Source organism: Duganella paludis (assembly GCF_054461335.1).
The window spans coordinates 5,494,796-5,509,606 of the sequence record NZ_CM136922.1 but is presented as its reverse complement, the minus strand read 5'-3'; the positions used below and the strand labels follow the sequence as shown (position 1 = coordinate 5,509,606).

Genomic DNA, 14,811 nt, shown 5'->3' with positions numbered 1-14,811 from the left:
TAGAGGGCGTCACTTCAAAAAATCGAAGTGACGCCCTCTCTTGCCAAGTTTATAATCAATGCGACTTCAACCGTCCCTTATACCATCACAAGGATGTCTCGCATGAATAAGCAAAAGAAGAAGGAACCATATGATGCTATGGAGGAGTTGCGTCCACAGTGTCTCAACCCGGAACTTGAGCCGCTGGCTCATGAATTGTATGACCTTTCCCTAAAAGGTTCTGAGCCGGTGTGGGATGAGTTGAGTGAGGAAGCTTTCAAAGCTAGCCCCGAACTTCGTGAAAAATTCCTCACGGCCTCCCACTCTGGCATGAATGACGCACAGAAGAAAATTATTGAGTTCGTTGGCTCTGAAGAGCCGCTATCAAAATCTCATGAGGTATTGTTCCACGGGATTGCCGACGCTATGGCGTGGCAGTTGATTGGTCATCAGCTTTGCCACGCACGTCGCTTCTATAAGGAACAACCTCCCATAAACTTGAAGGAATCAAATTTCGAGTCTGTAGTGTTTTGTGCTGAGGACATGGCTAGAAAAAACCCCGGCAGTATCTCCGTTATTTCTGACCTAACAAGCTTCGTGCAAGTTGGAGATTTGTTGACGATGGATTCGCGAGGTGGAATAACAATTATCGAAGTTAAGGAGGGTAAAAAGAATCACGAGATCATGGAATTTCTGAATTTCTTCGCAGAGACACAATGCCCTCGAGCCTTTGAACATTTCGCAAAAGAGCACGGAAAATCTGGAGTAAAGCAACTCCAACGGATGATGCGCCAGATGCAGCGTATGGATCACGTTACGGAAGTGATGGAAACAGGAAAATCGCTTGATCCTGACACAGATCAACACATCAGCATCCCGGATGAGTTCATCTACATCGGCAAATGGGATGACGAACTAAATGAAGTTTTGGAAGGCTCTGATGCAAAAAGCTGGGCCATAAAGGACATAGATGACTGTCTATTCATTGGTGCATACTCGAAAGAGGCAATGAAGGGTTTTGGGCATTTTGCGTTCACCGCTTGGTTTGAGAGCTTTGAGGGCGGGGTCGGCTCGCCACGCTTTAGACTGATAGATTCTATGAGTGGACCTTTGGCACTTCCTGTGTTCAATCTGAACATCACAGAGCAACATAAATTTGACCTTTTGTTCGGTCGTAAACACGTCTGTCTTGGATTAAACATACCGGCATTTCTCGAAAAACTTAAAGCTGAAGGCATTCAAGTTCGCGAGGCGACGAACAAGGAAGTTAGTCAGATGGAGCAAAGAGGAGCGCATCCTTATAAATGGAATGGCAAAGCGATTTACCTTGGCAATGGAAAGGAAGAAATGCTTCTCATGGACGGAATTTTCATGAGGATTTTTTTCCACGGACAGCGGCCCATTGACACAGTGAAAGCAGTATTGGGCAACCTGCCTTCTGAGCAGAGCGAAACGAAGCCACCTAAAGGAGCTAACGAATGACCAAGCCATTTCACGTTTTTATTTCGTATGCTTTTGAAGATGAAGCAATCGCCACAGAAATTTCTAACGCCCTGACGTTCAGAGGGCTTCGTGTGTGGTTTGCTCCGCTATCGCTAAAGTTTGGTGACAAACTTCTTGACTCCATCAATGCGGGCTTAGTCGCATCCGAGTATGGTCTCATCATCCTCTCACCGACCTACATCGCCAAATCATGGACAAGCTACGAACTGGACGTCTTGCATAGACAGCACATCGAGCAGGACAAGAAGCTGTTCCCGTTATGGCACGAAATAGACAAGCCAGCACTGGATAAGTGGAACATTGGAATTTCGGGACTGTTCGCGATGAAAAGCACAGCGGGAGCGAGTGAGATTTCACGGAGCATTGCAGAGGTGGTCTACAGGGGGAGTCCGACCGTGGGCATCGCCCCAATTTGGGAAAATCCTCAGTGGAGATTTTTACAGGGCAAAGGGGAACTCTTGCGGAATTCTGAGGACGGCGGAGCTTTCCATTTATTCGAAGCGGCTGAGTTTCCCGATGAAGCCTTTCCCCTCTATGTGTATGACCAACTTTACACGAAAAAAGAAATTATCCTCGCTGTCACGAAAGCACTTTTCCATGGCAACCCGGACGTCATTGATATTGGGGATGTCCGCCGAGAGAAGATGAAAAAACTATGCAAACAGCATGGCTATGATCTTGACGACCCGAACTTTGATGCGGCCCTTCATGGCTAACGGCTATCAGTGGCTTCAAGATCAATTAGCGTTTTTCCGTCGCTCTCAAAGAGGCATCTTGCGATAGACGTGCTTTCAGCACCGAAGCCATTCTTTGCCGAAAATTTTACGAGAACTTCCACCCGGCCATTAGGAAGTTTGCGGAACCTCGGCGGATATGAGAACGAGTGAAAATCAACGGAGCTTTTGTTAGTAGCACGGGCAATGATCGCATCCCAACATGAATGCCTTGCGACCTCTTCAGTGTCATCCTTCACGACTGCCGGAGCACTGGCCGGAGCCGCTTGCGTGAGCTTCGCAGGTTCTGGCGAATCGGTGAAGCTATTGAAAACCGCACGGATAACGAGATAGACAACGATGACGATTGCGATTTTCAACCACCATGCGGATGCACTCCAACCAGATTTCAAACCACGCATGACCCGGACGATTTCCGCGTTAGCCATCGCATTCCCCTATGTTGTCAATTTCAACATCATATCGGGAGTAAGCAACTGTGTCAGCAAGGAAATTAGAGGCCGTCTCGCACCGGATCACGATCATCAGTCGATGCCGCTTCCATACTCAACTCAGTGATTTGACGCTCTATGCTGTCATCAAGCTCAGCTAAGAAGGCACGTTGAATCCGCACACCTTTCAGATGCTTTTCAAGCGATTCAATGCGACGTTTAGGAGGAGGCACCGGAGGGGCTGAGGAATCTTTGCCAGCTTTCCGAGCCTTGATCGTGCTTTCATCAACACCACCGGCCAGCCACTCGGCCACAGCGTAAATACTGACACCGGGACGCCCGCCAGTCTCAATGACTGGAAGGTTCAAGCTGCCGCGTGATTTGAGAGAATAGACGGCTTCGACAGAACGTCCGAGCACTGCCGCGATGTCTTCAGCGTAGAAAACAGACTTCTGGCCGAACTGATTGCGGAGGTCTTTCAAGATGACTTCAGCATCCATCAACAACCCTTTTGAGATGGTGGCCTGCCCAGCTGGACTCGAACCAGCTACCCCGGACTTAGAAGGTCCGTGCTCTATCCAGATGAGCTATGGGCAGGTAACAAGGTGGCGATTTTACCACGCCGCAGACCTCCCCAAAAGGCCATTTTTATCCCACCAATATCCCACCAAATAGTGCAAAACGGCACCAAAAAGCGACAGAGAATGACAGGTCAAAAATCGAAGTAGCCCTTATAGATACTGGGGAATCGTTATTTTAAGCCATTCTGAAAAGTAATGTTCAAGACCTTAGAAGGCTGATGCTCTATCCAACTGAGCTATGGGCAGATGAGGATTCACGAATGTGAAGCGGAAATGAAAAAACGGGCTGTCCGAAGACAGCCCGTTTTTGAAGTTCTTGGTCGGAGTACAAGGATTCGAACCTTGGACCCCCTGGTCCCAAACCAGGTGCGCTACCGGGCTGCGCTACACTCCGAAGACCAGTATTCTAGTCGTTGTCGCTCGCGGCGTCAATCAAAGCACGTGATTTAATCTTCAGTGCTGAAACTTTACGCAGCCAGCTTGCTCTCCATCTTGTCGGCGATGCGGCGGGCCATCGATTGGGCGTCGTCGGCGCTGCGCGCTTCCACCATCACCCGGATCAACGGCTCGGTGCCCGAGGCGCGGATCAGCACGCGACCGCTGTCGCCCAGCTCGCGCTCGACCTGTTCCTTTTCGGCCACCATGGCGGCGTTCTTGGTCCAGTCGAAGCCCGGCGCCACGCGCACGTTGATCAGGGTCTGCGGGAAGATCGTCAGCTCGCTGCCGTACTGCTCCAGCGACTTGCCGGAACGCTTGAGCGCCGACAGCACCTGCAGCGCCGAGATGATGCCGTCGCCGGTGGTGTGCTTGTCCAGCGCCAGCAGGTGGCCCGAACCTTCGCCGCCGAGGATCCAGCCCTTTTCCTGCATCACTTCCAGCACGTAGCGGTCGCCCACCTTGGCGCGGGCGAAGCCGATGCCCTTCTCTTTCAACGCCACTTCCACCGCCATATTGGTCATCAGCGTGCCGACCGCGCCGGCCACCGGGCCCGTGGCCAGGCGGTCCATCACCATCAGGTACAGCAGCTCGTCGCCGTTGTACAGGCGGCCGTTGGCGTCGCACATGATGAGGCGGTCGGCGTCGCCGTCGAGCGCGACGCCGAGGTCGGCGCCGTGCGCCTGCACGGCGGCAGCCATGGCTTTCGGCGCAGTGGCGCCATGTTCCAGGTTGATGTTGAAGCCGTCCGGCTTGTTGCCGATGGCGACCACTTCCGCGCCCAGCTCGTGGAACACGTGCGGCGCGATGTTATAGGCGGCGCCGTGGGCGCAGTCGACCACCAGCTTCAGGCCGCGCAGGTCCAGCTCGTTCGGGAAGGTGCTCTTGCAGAATTCGATGTAACGGCCCTGGGCGTCGTCCAGGCGCTTGGCGCGGCCCAGCTTTTCCGAGGGCACGCAGTCCATCGGCTGGTCCAGCCCGGCTTCGATGTCGAGTTCGACGGCGTCCGGCAGCTTGGTGCCCTGGGCCGAGAAGAATTTGATGCCGTTGTCCTGGAACGGGTTGTGCGAGGCCGAGATCACCACCCCGGCCGACAGGCGCAGGGCGCGCGTCAGGTAGGCGATCGCCGGGGTCGGCATCGGGCCGGCCAGCATGACGTCCACGCCGGCGGCCGAGAAGCCCGCCTCCAGCGCCGCTTCCAGCATGTAGCCGGAGATGCGGGTGTCCTTGCCGATCAGGACGGTCGGGCGGCCCGATCCGCTGCGCTTGGTGGCCAGGACCTTGCCTGCGGCGTAGCCGAGGCGCATGACGAAGTCGGGTGTAATCGGCGCTTCGCCGACCAGACCGCGGATGCCGTCGGTACCAAAATATTTACGTGCCATTGTGTATGCTCTTTATCGTTGGTTTTTATTGTGCTGCGTGCCACACTTTGAGGGCATCGACAGTCTCCGCTACATCGTGCACGCGCACGATCAGCGCTCCCTGCGCCACCGCCGCCAGGGCGCCGCCCACGCTGCCCGCCATGCGCTGCTCGACCGGCTTGCCCGTGATCGCGCCCACCATCGACTTGCGCGACAGGCCCGCCAGCAGCGGCAGGTTCAGCTCGTCAATCAAGCGTCCGGTGGCCTTCAACAAGGCGTAATTATGCTCCACAGTCTTGCCAAAGCCAAAGCCAGGATCGATGCAAAGTCGACGCGGATCAATACCGGCGTCCAGCAAGGCCTGCGCGCGCTCGCGCAGGAAGGCGATCACCTCGCCCACCACGTCGGTGTAGGAAGGCGCCAGCTGCATGTGTTGCGGGTCGCTTTGCATGTGCATGATGCACAGGGCGCAGTCGCCATCACGCACGGCGTCGATGGCGCCGGGCGCGCGGAAACCGTTGACATCGTTGATCATGTCGACGCCGGCGATGATGGCTTCGCGCATCACCTGCGGCTTGTAGGTGTCGACCGAGATGGCCGGCCCCATGTCGCGCACCGCGTACACCACCGGCATCACGCGCTGCAGCTCATCGTCCAGCGACACCGGCGGCGAGCCGGGACGGGTCGATTCACCGCCGATGTCGATGATGTCGACACCGTCGAGGATCATCTGCTCGGCATGGGACAGCGCGAACTCGAGCGACTGGTACTGGCCGCCGTCGGAGAAGGAATCGGGGGTGACGTTGAGGATGCCCATCACGCGGGCGCGCACGCCCTCGCCGCGCCACGGGTAGTTGTATCGGCCGAACTGTAAGGTAGATTGCATCTGGAACAGGAATAAAACAGGAACAAAAAAGGGCGAGGATCGCTCCTCACCCTTGATCTGGCGCCGCGCCGGAGTTACGCCGGGGCGGTCACGCTTGGCGATACACCGCCGCTGCCGTCGCTCGGCGGGTGCTTGCGCAGCGTTACGCCGGCTTTCGGCGGACGCGGCTCCAGGCCGGCCATGATGTCGTTGATCTGGTCCGCATCGATGGTTTCCCATTCCAGCAGCGCCTTGGTCATGACTTCCACCTTGTCGCGGTTATCTTCCAGCAGCTTGCGCGCCGTGGCGTATTGCGTGTCGAGGATGTTGCGGATTTCCGCATCCACCTTCTGCTGGGTCGCTTCCGAGATGGTCTTGTTGCTGCCGCCCATGAAGCCGTCGTTCTGCGAGTCTTCGTACACCATCACGCCCAAGGCATCGGACATGCCGAACTTGGTGACCATCGAGCGGGCCAGCTTGGTAGCGCGCGAGAAGTCGTTCGAGGCGCCGGTCGACATCTGGCCGACGAAGATCTCTTCCGCGATACGGCCGCCGAACAGGATGGAAATTTCTTCCAGCATCTTGTCCTTGTAGCCCGAGATATTGTCGTGCTCAGGCAGCTGCCAGGTCAGGCCCAGGGCCCAGCCGCGCGGCATGATGGTCACTTTGTGCACCGGATCAGCCTTCGGCAGCAGCTTGGCGACCACCGCGTGGCCCGATTCGTGGTAGGCGGTATTGCGACGCTCGTCCTCGCGGATCACCATCGATTTACGCTCCGGACCCATGTAGATCTTGTCCTTGGCGTCCTCGAAGTCCTGCATGTCGACCAGGCGCTTGGCGCGGCGGGCGGCGAACAGGGCTGCTTCGTTGACCAGGTTGGCCAGGTCGGCGCCCGAGAAGCCAGGGGTGCCACGGGCCAGGATGTCGGCCTTGACGTCGGTGCCGATCGGCACTTTACGCATGTGCACGTTCAGGATCTGCTCGCGGCCACGGATGTCCGGCAGGCCGACGGTCACTTGACGGTCGAAACGGCCCGGACGCAGCAGCGCTTTATCGAGCACGTCGGCACGGTTGGTGGCGGCAATTACAATCACGCCGGACTGGGCTTCGAAGCCGTCCATTTCCACCAGCAGCTGATTCAGCGTCTGTTCGCGTTCGTCGTTACCGCCGCCCATGCCAGCGCCGCGATGACGGCCGACAGCGTCGATCTCGTCGATGAAGATGATGCACGGCGAATGCTTCTTGGCGTTCTCGAACATGTCACGCACGCGGCTGGCGCCGACGCCGACGAACATTTCAACGAAGTCCGAACCGGAAATCGAGAAGAACGGCACTTTGGCTTCGCCGGCGATGGCGCGGGCCAGCAGGGTTTTACCGGTGCCAGGAGGACCGACCATCAGCACGCCGCGTGGAATGCGGCCGCCCAGTTTCTGGAATTTGCTTGGATCTTTGAGGAAGTCGACGATCTCGCCCACTTCTTCCTTAGCTTCATCGCAACCGGCCACGTCGGACAGGGTCACGGTGTTGTTGGTTTCATCCATCATGCGCGCCTTCGACTTGCCGAAGGAGAACGCCCCGCCCTTGCCGCCGCCTTGCATCTGACGCATGAAGAAGATCCACACGCCGATCAGCAGCAGCATCGGGAACCACGACACGAACACCTGCGACAGGAACGATGGTTCCTCTGGCGGTTTGACGTCGAAGCGGATGCCGTTGTCGCGCAGGTCGCCGATCAGGCCGCGATCGAGCAGCGTGGCGGTGGTGCGGACCTTGGTGTCGTCGCTGCGGGTGGCGGTGATGTTGCCGCCTTCGATGACGACGTCCTTGATGCGTTTGGCTTTCACGTCATCCAGCAGGTCGGAATAGGCGATGGATTTGGCCCCACCAGCTACACCATGGCTATCAAACTGCTTGTACAGCATAAGCAGGAGCAGTACCACCACTACCCAAATTGCTGATTTGGAAAACATGTTATTCACGAAAACTCCTTGGATGCAACCGCATCGATAAACCTGGCCGAAACACGATTTTACTCGTAATAAGCAGGTGTTGCCAGAAACCTGCCGTGCGCCAGCTTAAGACCGCCTGAAAAGCCTATTATTTGGCAAAAAACAGCCCGCGATCAAGATAAAAACGACTTTATACGAGAGGGATATGCGGCTGTATCGACAAATATCAAGGGTGCCAGCCCTCGGCATCCACAGGTTGCGCGGAACTCATGCCGTCGGTCGGGTTTTTCAGGCCACGGCCGAGCAGGAAAATCTCGGACGACTTATCGCGGCTGGCCTTGGGCTTTTTCTGCACCACGGTCTTGAATTCGGCGCGGAATTTCAGGACGATGTCGTTAAAACCCATGTCCTTGAAACATTTCACCAGCAAGGCGCCGTTCGGCTTCAGGTGCGCCTGCGAGAATTCGATGGCCAGGTCGATCAGATGCTCCATGCGGGCGGCGTCGGAATCGTGGATGCCGGACAGATTGGGCGCCATGTCCGATAACACCACATCAACCTTTTGCCCCTGCAACACCTGCTCCAGCTGCGCTAGCACCTCGGCCTCGCGGAAATCGCCCTGGATGAAGTGGAAGTCGGCGATCGGCTCCATCGGCAGCATATCGAGGCCGATCAGGGTGCCGTTGATGCCGCCGCCCTCCTTGCCGGAGAGCTTGCGCCGCACGTACTGCCCCCAGCTGCCCGGAGTGCAACCGAGGTCGACAATGACCTGGCCCGGCTTGATGAGTTTTTCCTCCTCATCGATCTCTTTCAGCTTGAAAGCCGCACGGGCGCGATAGCCCTCTTTCTGGGCCAATTTCACGTAAGGGTCGTTAATATGGTCGTGCAACCAGTTTTTGTTTAATTTCTTCTTCTTCATTCGCGTAGAATACTGCCTTTAAGGGAACTACCAAAAATATATTATGCTAAAACTTACCCCCGCAGAGCGCAGCGCGCTGCGCACCGAAGCCCATGGTCTGAAACCTGTCGTTCTGATCGGCGGCGATGGTCTGACTGCCAACGTTATTAAAGAAATCTCGTTGGGTCTGGACTCCCACGGCCTGATCAAGGTACGTGTGTTTGGCGATGACCGCGAAGCCCGTATCGCCATGTACGAAACCATCTGCGAACAGCTCAAAGCGGCACCGGTGCAGCACATCGGCAAACTGCTGGTGCTCTACCGTCCGAAAGTGGAAGCGGAAAAAGCCCGCTCGACCAGCGGCAAGGGCATGCGTGAAGTCACCATCGTCAAAGCCAGCGCCAGTGGCACCAAACGTCCGACGGTCACCAAGGTACTGCTCAAGGGGAATGAACGCGTGACACAAGGCGGCAACATCAAGCGCGCCAAGCCACTGCAGAAGTCTGCCAAGAAGAGCGCACTAGGCTCGAAGTAATCGTCGTTCCCGCGTAAGCGGGAACCCATGCTGAGTATGGATTCCCGCCTACGCGGGAATGACGCGTCATCTACTATTTTTACTGCTTCACCACCAGCCAGGCGGCCAGCAGGCTTTGCACCAGGTAGATGGCGCTGGAAATGCCGTGCAGGATGCCGAATTCATTGCGCGCGGCGCCTTCCATCACGCCGCCCGGCCCTGCAGCAGCGCGCAGCGACGCCATCATCGGCTGCAGGCCGAAGTGCGACACCAGCGTACAGCCCAGCATCACCAGCACAATAATCAGCAAGTTACGACGCGCCTTGGCCGCCATATTGGCCGCCGGTCCTGCAAAGATGCCGCCGGTACTGGTCTGGGTCGCCCACAGCAGCACCAGCATCACCAGCGCACAGGCGATCGACAGCCAGGCTTGATTGTTGAACAGGCTGGAGGCGATGGTGCCGGCCAGCACGCGGTCACTCAGCGTGGCGAACAGGGTCGGCGCGGCCAGGTAGCCCACCGCCCACAAACTGCCGGCCCACAGCGTGGCAACCAGCAAACGTGTACGTGCGAGCAGCATCAGACGTAACGCACTTCCAGGATTTCGTATTCGCGCGGACCCGATGGGGCCTGCACTTCCACCACGTCGCCGGCCGACTTGCCGATCAGCGCGCGGGCGATCGGCGAGGTCACCGATACTTTGCTCAGTTTCAGATCGGCTTCATCCAGGCCGACGATCTGGTAGGTCACTTTCGCGCCCGATTCCAGGTCTTCCAGGTCCACCGTCGAGGCGAACACCACGCGGCCTTCGGCGTCCAGGGTGGTCGGGTCGATGATCTGCGCAGCACTCAGCTTGCCTTCCAGTTCCGCGATGCGGCCTTCCACGAACGCCTGGCGCTCCTTGGCGGCATCGTACTCGGCGTTTTCCGACAGGTCGCCATGCGAGCGTGCTTCGGCAATCGCGTCGATCACGATACGGCGTTCTTTGGTCTTCAACTGGTGCAGCTCGTCTTTCAGGAGCTCTGCGCCGAACTTGGTAAGTGGAACTGAAGTCATGTTGTTTATATACTCTGTTTTTACAATGGAAAACCACAGAGGCCGCGCCAACCTTCAGCGCGAGCTCTGTGGTCCGGGTACTACTAAAACCTATTAAGCCTTAGTGTAAGGTTTTATGCAGCCCTTGTAAATCGTACACACGCAATTCGTCCAGATGACGAATACCTTCGACCGCCGCTTCGGCGCCGGCGATGGTGGTGTACGTGGTCACGCGCGAAGCCAGCGACGAGGTGCGGATGGCGCGCGAGTCGATGATGGCGTTGCGTTTCTCTTCCACCGTGTTGATGACCAGGACGATTTCATGGTTCTTGATCATGTCGACGATATGCGGACGGCCTTCCACCACTTTGTTGACCGCGGTGACCGGAATACCGGCCGCCGTGATCACCGCTGCGGTGCCTTTGGTCGCTGCCAGGGTGAAGCCCATGTCGACCAGGTCGCGCGCCACTTTCACGGCGCGCGGCTTGTCCGAGGATTTCACCGACAGGAATACCTTGCCCGATTTCGGCAGCTTGACGCCGGCGCCCAGCTGCGACTTGACGAAGGCTTCGCCGAAGGTTTTACCGACGCCCATCACTTCACCGGTCGATTTCATTTCCGGGCCGAGGATGGTGTCCACGCCTGGGAATTTCACGAACGGGAACACGGCTTCCTTGACGCTGAAGTACGGCGGCACCACTTCCTTGGTCACGCCCTGCTGCGCCAGGGTCTGGCCGACCATGCAACGCGCGGCGATCTTGGCCAGCTGCAGGCCGGTCGCTTTCGACACGTAAGGCACGGTGCGCGATGCGCGCGGGTTCACTTCCAGCACGTAGACGACGTCCTTGCCATCCTGCTTCTGGATCGCGAACTGCACGTTCATCAGGCCGACCACGTTCAGGCCCTTGGCCATCAGCGACGTCTGGCGCTTCAGTTCATCGATGGTCTCTTGCGACAGCGAGTACGGCGGCAGCGAGCAGGCCGAGTCGCCCGAGTGGACGCCGGCTTGTTCGATGTGTTCCATCACGCCGCCGATGAAGGTGGTTTCGCCGTCCGAGATGCAGTCGACGTCGCACTCGATGGCGTCGTTCAGGAAGCGGTCCAGCAGCACCGGCGAATCGTTCGACACCTTGACCGCTTCGCGCATGTAGCGCTCCAGGTCACGCTGTTCGTGGACGATTTCCATCGCGCGGCCGCCCAGCACGTAGGAAGGACGCACCACCAGCGGGTAGCCGATTTCCTGCGCCAGCGCCAAAGCGTCGGCTTCGGTGCGCGCGGTGCGGTTAGGCGGCTGACGCAGACCCAGGTCTTGCAGCAGCTTCTGGAAACGCTCGCGGTCTTCGGCGGCGTCGATCATGTCCGGCGAGGTGCCGACGATAGGCACGCCGTTGGCTTCCAGGTCCAGCGCCAGTTTCAATGGCGTCTGGCCGCCGTACTGCACGATCACGCCGACCGGTTTTTCCAGCTCGACGATTTCCAGCACGTCTTCCAGCGTCAGCGATTCGAAGTACAGGCGATCCGAGGTATCGTAGTCGGTCGACACGGTCTCCGGATTGCAGTTGACCATGATGGTCTCGTAGCCGTCTTCGCGCATCGCCAGCGCCGCGTGTACGCAGCAGTAGTCGAATTCGATACCCTGGCCGATACGGTTAGGGCCACCGCCCAGCACCATGATCTTTTTCTTGTCGGTCGGGTTGGACTCGCACTCTTCATCGTAGGTCGAGTACATGTACGCGGTGTTGGTCGCGAATTCCGCGGCGCAGGTGTCGACGCGCTTGTACACCGGACGGATACCCAGGCCGTGACGGTACTTGCGTACTTCGGCCGGCGTGGTTTGCAGCAGGAAGGCCAGACGACGGTCCGAGAAGCCCTTCTGTTTCAGCTTGTACAGCGTGGTCTTGTCCAGCGCTTCCAGCTTCTGCGTGTCCATCCACAGTTCCAGGTCGACGATCTCTTTAATCTGGATCAGGAACCATGGGTCGATCTTGGTCAGCTGGTGCACTTCTTCCATGGTGAAGCCTTGCGCGAAGGCGTCGCCCACGTACCAGATGCGCTCAGGACCTGGCTCGCCCAGTTCCTCTTCGATCTTCTCGCGGTCCTTGGTTTTCTCGTTCAGGCCATCCACGCCCACTTCCAGGCCGCGCAGGGCTTTCTGGAACGATTCCTGGAAGGTGCGGCCGATGGCCATCACTTCACCGACGGATTTCATCTGGGTGGTCAGGTGGTGGTCGGCGGTCGGGAACTTCTCGAAGGTGAAGCGCGGGATCTTGGTCACGACGTAGTCGATCGAAGGCTCGAACGAGGCCGGGGTTGCGCCGCCGGTGATCTCGTTGCGCAGTTCGTCCAGGGTGAAGCCCACGGCCAGCTTCGCAGCGACCTTGGCGATCGGGAAGCCGGTGGCTTTCGAGGCCAGCGCCGACGAACGCGATACGCGCGGGTTCATCTCGATGACGATCATGCGGCCGTCTTTCGGATTGATCGAGAACTGCACGTTGGAGCCGCCGGTGTCGACGCCGATTTCACGCAGCACCGCCAGCGAGGCGTTGCGCATGATCTGGTATTCCTTGTCGGTCAGCGTTTGCGCAGGAGCGACGGTGATCGAGTCGCCGGTGTGCACGCCCATCGGGTCCAGATTTTCGATCGAGCAGATGATGATGCAGTTGTCCGCCTTGTCGCGTACCACTTCCATCTCGTACTCTTTCCAGCCCAGCAGCGATTCTTCAATCAGCAGCTCGTTGGTTGGCGAAGCTTCCAGGCCGCGTTTGCAGATCGCTTCGAATTCCTCTTCGTTGTAGGCGATACCGCCGCCGCTGCCGCCCATGGTGAACGATGGACGAATGATGGTCGGGAAGCCGACTTCCTTCTGCACGGCCCACGATTCTTCCAGCGAGTGCGCCACGCCCGAGCGTGCCGAACCCAGGCCGATCTTGGTCATCGCGTCCTTGAACTTGGAGCGGTCTTCGGCCTTGTCGATGGCTTCCGGAGTGGCGCCGATCAGTTCAACCTTGTACTTGTCCAGGATGCCGTGACGATGCAGGTCCAGCGCGCAGTTCAGCGCGGTCTGGCCGCCCATGGTCGGCAGGATGGCGTCCGGCTTTTCGGTGGCGATGATCTTCTCTACGACTTGCCAGGTGATCGGCTCGATGTAGGTGACGTCGGCCATTTCCGGGTCGGTCATGATGGTCGCAGGGTTGCTGTTGACCAGAATGACTTTGTAGCCCTCTTCGCGCAGGGCCTTACAGGCCTGGGCGCCGGAGTAGTCGAATTCGCAGGCCTGGCCGATGATGATCGGGCCAGCGCCAATAATCAGAATACTTTTAATGTCTGTACGTTTTGGCATTTATTTTTTCTCCGTAGCTTCCATCAGGCCGATGAAGCGGTCAAACAGGTAAGCGACGTCAGTCGGGCCAGGCGATGCTTCAGGGTGACCCTGGAAGCAGAACGCCGGCGTGTCGGTGCGGGCGAAGCCCTGCAGCGAACCGTCGAACAGCGACACGTGGGTAACGCGGCAGTTGGCCGGCAGCGTGTTCGGGTCCACCGCAAAACCGTGGTTCTGCGAGGTGATCATGACCTTCTTGCTGTCCAGGTCCTGCACCGGGTGGTTGGCGCCGTGGTGGCCGAATTTCATCTTCAGCGTGGTGGCGCCGGAGGCCAGACCCATGATCTGGTGACCGAGGCAAATGCCGAACAACGGAATCTTCTTGTCCATGAAGACCTTGGCGGCAGCGATCGCGTAATCGCAAGGCTGCGGGTCGCCAGGACCGTTCGACAGGAACACGCCGTCCGGATTCAGGGCCAGCACTTCTTCAGCGCTGGTCTGCGCCGGCACCACGGTGACTTTGCAGCCGCGCGCGGTCAGCATGCGCAGGATGTTGCGCTTGACGCCGAAGTCATAGGCCACGACGTGGAATTTAGGGTCCGCGAGTTTGCCGTAGCCTTCGCCGAGCGTCCACTCGGTTTCGGTGAACTCGTAGCTTGCTTTAACAGTCACCACCTTGGCCAGGTCCATGCCGGACAGACCCGGGAAGGAGCGTGCCAGTTCCAGCGCCTGCTCGACCGACGGTTCCTTGCCTTGCGTGCCGGTGAGGATAGCGCCGCCCTGCGCGCCTTTTTCGCGCAGGATGCGGGTCAGCTTGCGGGTGTCGATACCGGCGATGGCGACGATGTTCTCGGCCTTCAGGTAATCGCCCAGCGACTGGGTGGAGCGGAAATTGGAAGCGATCAGCGGCAGGTCACGGATGATTAGACCGGCTGCATGAACTTTGGAGGCTTCGACGTCTTCGGCGTTGATGCCGTAGTTGCCGATGTGGGGATACGTCAGCGTGACGATCTGGCGGCTGTAGGAAGGATCGGTGAGGATTTCCTGATAGCCGGTCATGGAAGTGTTGAAGACCACTTCACCGGTTGTATGGCCGGCGGCGCCGATCGAAAAACCTTTGAAAATGGTTCCGTCAGCGAGGGCCAGTATGGCTGGAACGGCGGGGCCAGAAAAAAATGGCGGCAAGGGCAACTCCTGATAAAGTTAC

13 protein-coding genes and 2 tRNA genes are annotated in these 14,811 nt (G+C 58.1%); 3 read left to right on the top strand and 12 right to left on the bottom strand.

All coding sequences use genetic code 11. The features are described 5' to 3' along the window. The first annotated feature begins 102 nt into the window (after window positions 1-102). Together ACXZ1M_RS24280 and ACXZ1M_RS24275 are read left to right on the top strand one after the other, a co-directional pair. Window positions 103-1,461 (top strand): hypothetical protein, encoded by a 1,359-nt coding sequence (locus tag ACXZ1M_RS24280; RefSeq protein WP_459050163.1) that lies wholly within the window; start codon window positions 103-105, stop codon window positions 1,459-1,461. Then, the gene (locus tag ACXZ1M_RS24275; RefSeq protein ID WP_459050162.1) at window positions 1,458-2,198 is read left to right on the top strand and encodes a toll/interleukin-1 receptor domain-containing protein; all 741 of its coding nucleotides are present in this window, start codon (window positions 1,458-1,460) and stop codon (window positions 2,196-2,198) included. The genes ACXZ1M_RS24280 and ACXZ1M_RS24275 overlap by 4 nt, the downstream gene beginning before the upstream one ends. On the opposite strand, the gene ACXZ1M_RS24270 is transcribed toward ACXZ1M_RS24275, so the two are convergent. The 8 genes from ACXZ1M_RS24270 to ACXZ1M_RS24235 all read right to left on the bottom strand — a co-directional run bounded on the left by ACXZ1M_RS24270 (window position 2,195) and on the right by ACXZ1M_RS24235 (window position 8,757). Beyond that, complete coding sequence (locus ACXZ1M_RS24270) at window positions 2,195-2,644, bottom strand: hypothetical protein (protein ID WP_459050161.1); 450 nt, start codon at window positions 2,642-2,644, stop codon at window positions 2,195-2,197. The two genes, ACXZ1M_RS24275 and ACXZ1M_RS24270, sit on opposite strands and share 4 nt — an antisense overlap. 65 nt (window positions 2,645-2,709) lie before the next feature. Further along, a complete protein-coding gene (locus ACXZ1M_RS24265; RefSeq protein WP_459050160.1) occupies window positions 2,710-3,147 on the bottom strand; it encodes a hypothetical protein in 438 nt (145 codons plus the stop codon). A gap of 20 nt (window positions 3,148-3,167) precedes the next feature. Then, window positions 3,168-3,244 (bottom strand) — tRNA-Arg (locus ACXZ1M_RS24260). 301 nt (window positions 3,245-3,545) lie between these two features. Continuing rightward, window positions 3,546-3,622, bottom strand: a tRNA-Pro gene (locus ACXZ1M_RS24255). Between the two features lie 73 nt (window positions 3,623-3,695). Next, entirely contained in the window at window positions 3,696-5,045 is a 1,350-nt protein-coding gene (gene glmM / locus ACXZ1M_RS24250; RefSeq protein ID WP_459050159.1) for a phosphoglucosamine mutase, read from the bottom strand. A 25-nt stretch (window positions 5,046-5,070) separates the two neighbouring features. Beyond that, window positions 5,071-5,910: a dihydropteroate synthase gene (folP, locus tag ACXZ1M_RS24245; RefSeq protein ID WP_459050158.1), complete on the bottom strand. Its 840-nt coding sequence runs from the start codon at window positions 5,908-5,910 to the stop codon at window positions 5,071-5,073. Between the two features lie 74 nt (window positions 5,911-5,984). Further along, the gene (gene ftsH / locus ACXZ1M_RS24240; protein ID WP_459050157.1) at window positions 5,985-7,868 is read right to left on the bottom strand and encodes an ATP-dependent zinc metalloprotease FtsH; all 1,884 of its coding nucleotides are present in this window, start codon (window positions 7,866-7,868) and stop codon (window positions 5,985-5,987) included. A gap of 196 nt (window positions 7,869-8,064) precedes the next feature. Then, the gene (locus tag ACXZ1M_RS24235) at window positions 8,065-8,757 is read right to left on the bottom strand and encodes an RlmE family RNA methyltransferase (RefSeq protein ID WP_459050156.1); all 693 of its coding nucleotides are present in this window, start codon (window positions 8,755-8,757) and stop codon (window positions 8,065-8,067) included. A 43-nt stretch (window positions 8,758-8,800) separates the two neighbouring features. On the opposite strand from ACXZ1M_RS24235, the gene ACXZ1M_RS24230 reads away from it, so the two are divergent. Continuing rightward, a complete protein-coding gene (locus ACXZ1M_RS24230; RefSeq protein ID WP_459050155.1) occupies window positions 8,801-9,271 on the top strand; it encodes a YhbY family RNA-binding protein in 471 nt (156 codons plus the stop codon). Window positions 9,272-9,350: 79 nt separating this feature from the next. On the opposite strand, the gene ACXZ1M_RS24225 is transcribed toward ACXZ1M_RS24230, so the two are convergent. From ACXZ1M_RS24225 to carA, 4 genes are all read right to left on the bottom strand, one after another. After that, window positions 9,351-9,830, bottom strand: coding sequence for a DUF4149 domain-containing protein (locus ACXZ1M_RS24225; RefSeq protein WP_459050154.1), 480 nt, complete (start codon window positions 9,828-9,830; stop codon window positions 9,351-9,353). Continuing rightward, entirely contained in the window at window positions 9,830-10,306 is a 477-nt protein-coding gene (gene greA / locus ACXZ1M_RS24220; protein WP_459050153.1) for a transcription elongation factor GreA, read from the bottom strand. Before greA ends, ACXZ1M_RS24225 begins: the two co-directional genes overlap by 1 nt. 100 nt (window positions 10,307-10,406) lie before the next feature. Next, the gene (gene carB, locus ACXZ1M_RS24215; RefSeq protein ID WP_459050152.1) at window positions 10,407-13,625 is read right to left on the bottom strand and encodes a carbamoyl-phosphate synthase large subunit; all 3,219 of its coding nucleotides are present in this window, start codon (window positions 13,623-13,625) and stop codon (window positions 10,407-10,409) included. Continuing rightward, window positions 13,626-14,789 carry a glutamine-hydrolyzing carbamoyl-phosphate synthase small subunit gene (gene carA, locus ACXZ1M_RS24210; protein WP_459050151.1) on the bottom strand — a complete coding sequence of 388 codons (1,164 nt, stop codon included), beginning with the start codon at window positions 14,787-14,789 and terminating at the stop codon, window positions 13,626-13,628. It abuts the gene before it with no gap. Window positions 14,790-14,811 lie beyond the last annotated feature (22 nt).

Bases quoted from the DNA above. Each gene is read 5' to 3' on its own strand.
- ACXZ1M_RS24280 (WP_459050163.1), top strand. From the start codon at position 103: ATGAATAAGCAAAAGAAGAAGGAACCATATGATGCTATGGAGGAGTTG.
- ACXZ1M_RS24275 (WP_459050162.1), top strand. From the start codon at position 1,458: ATGACCAAGCCATTTCACGTTTTTATTTCGTATGCTTTTGAAGATGAA.
- ACXZ1M_RS24270 (WP_459050161.1), bottom strand. From the start codon at position 2,644: ATGGCTAACGCGGAAATCGTCCGGGTCATGCGTGGTTTGAAATCTGGT.
- ACXZ1M_RS24265 (WP_459050160.1), bottom strand. From the start codon at position 3,147: ATGGATGCTGAAGTCATCTTGAAAGACCTCCGCAATCAGTTCGGCCAG.
- glmM (WP_459050159.1), bottom strand. From the start codon at position 5,045: ATGGCACGTAAATATTTTGGTACCGACGGCATCCGCGGTCTGGTCGGC.
- folP (WP_459050158.1), bottom strand. From the start codon at position 5,910: ATGCAATCTACCTTACAGTTCGGCCGATACAACTACCCGTGGCGCGGC.
- ACXZ1M_RS24235 (WP_459050156.1), bottom strand. From the start codon at position 8,757: ATGAAGAAGAAGAAATTAAACAAAAACTGGTTGCACGACCATATTAAC.
- ACXZ1M_RS24230 (WP_459050155.1), top strand. From the start codon at position 8,801: ATGCTAAAACTTACCCCCGCAGAGCGCAGCGCGCTGCGCACCGAAGCC.
- ACXZ1M_RS24225 (WP_459050154.1), bottom strand. From the start codon at position 9,830: ATGCTGCTCGCACGTACACGTTTGCTGGTTGCCACGCTGTGGGCCGGC.
- greA (WP_459050153.1), bottom strand. From the start codon at position 10,306: ATGACTTCAGTTCCACTTACCAAGTTCGGCGCAGAGCTCCTGAAAGAC.
- carB (WP_459050152.1), bottom strand. From the start codon at position 13,625: ATGCCAAAACGTACAGACATTAAAAGTATTCTGATTATTGGCGCTGGC.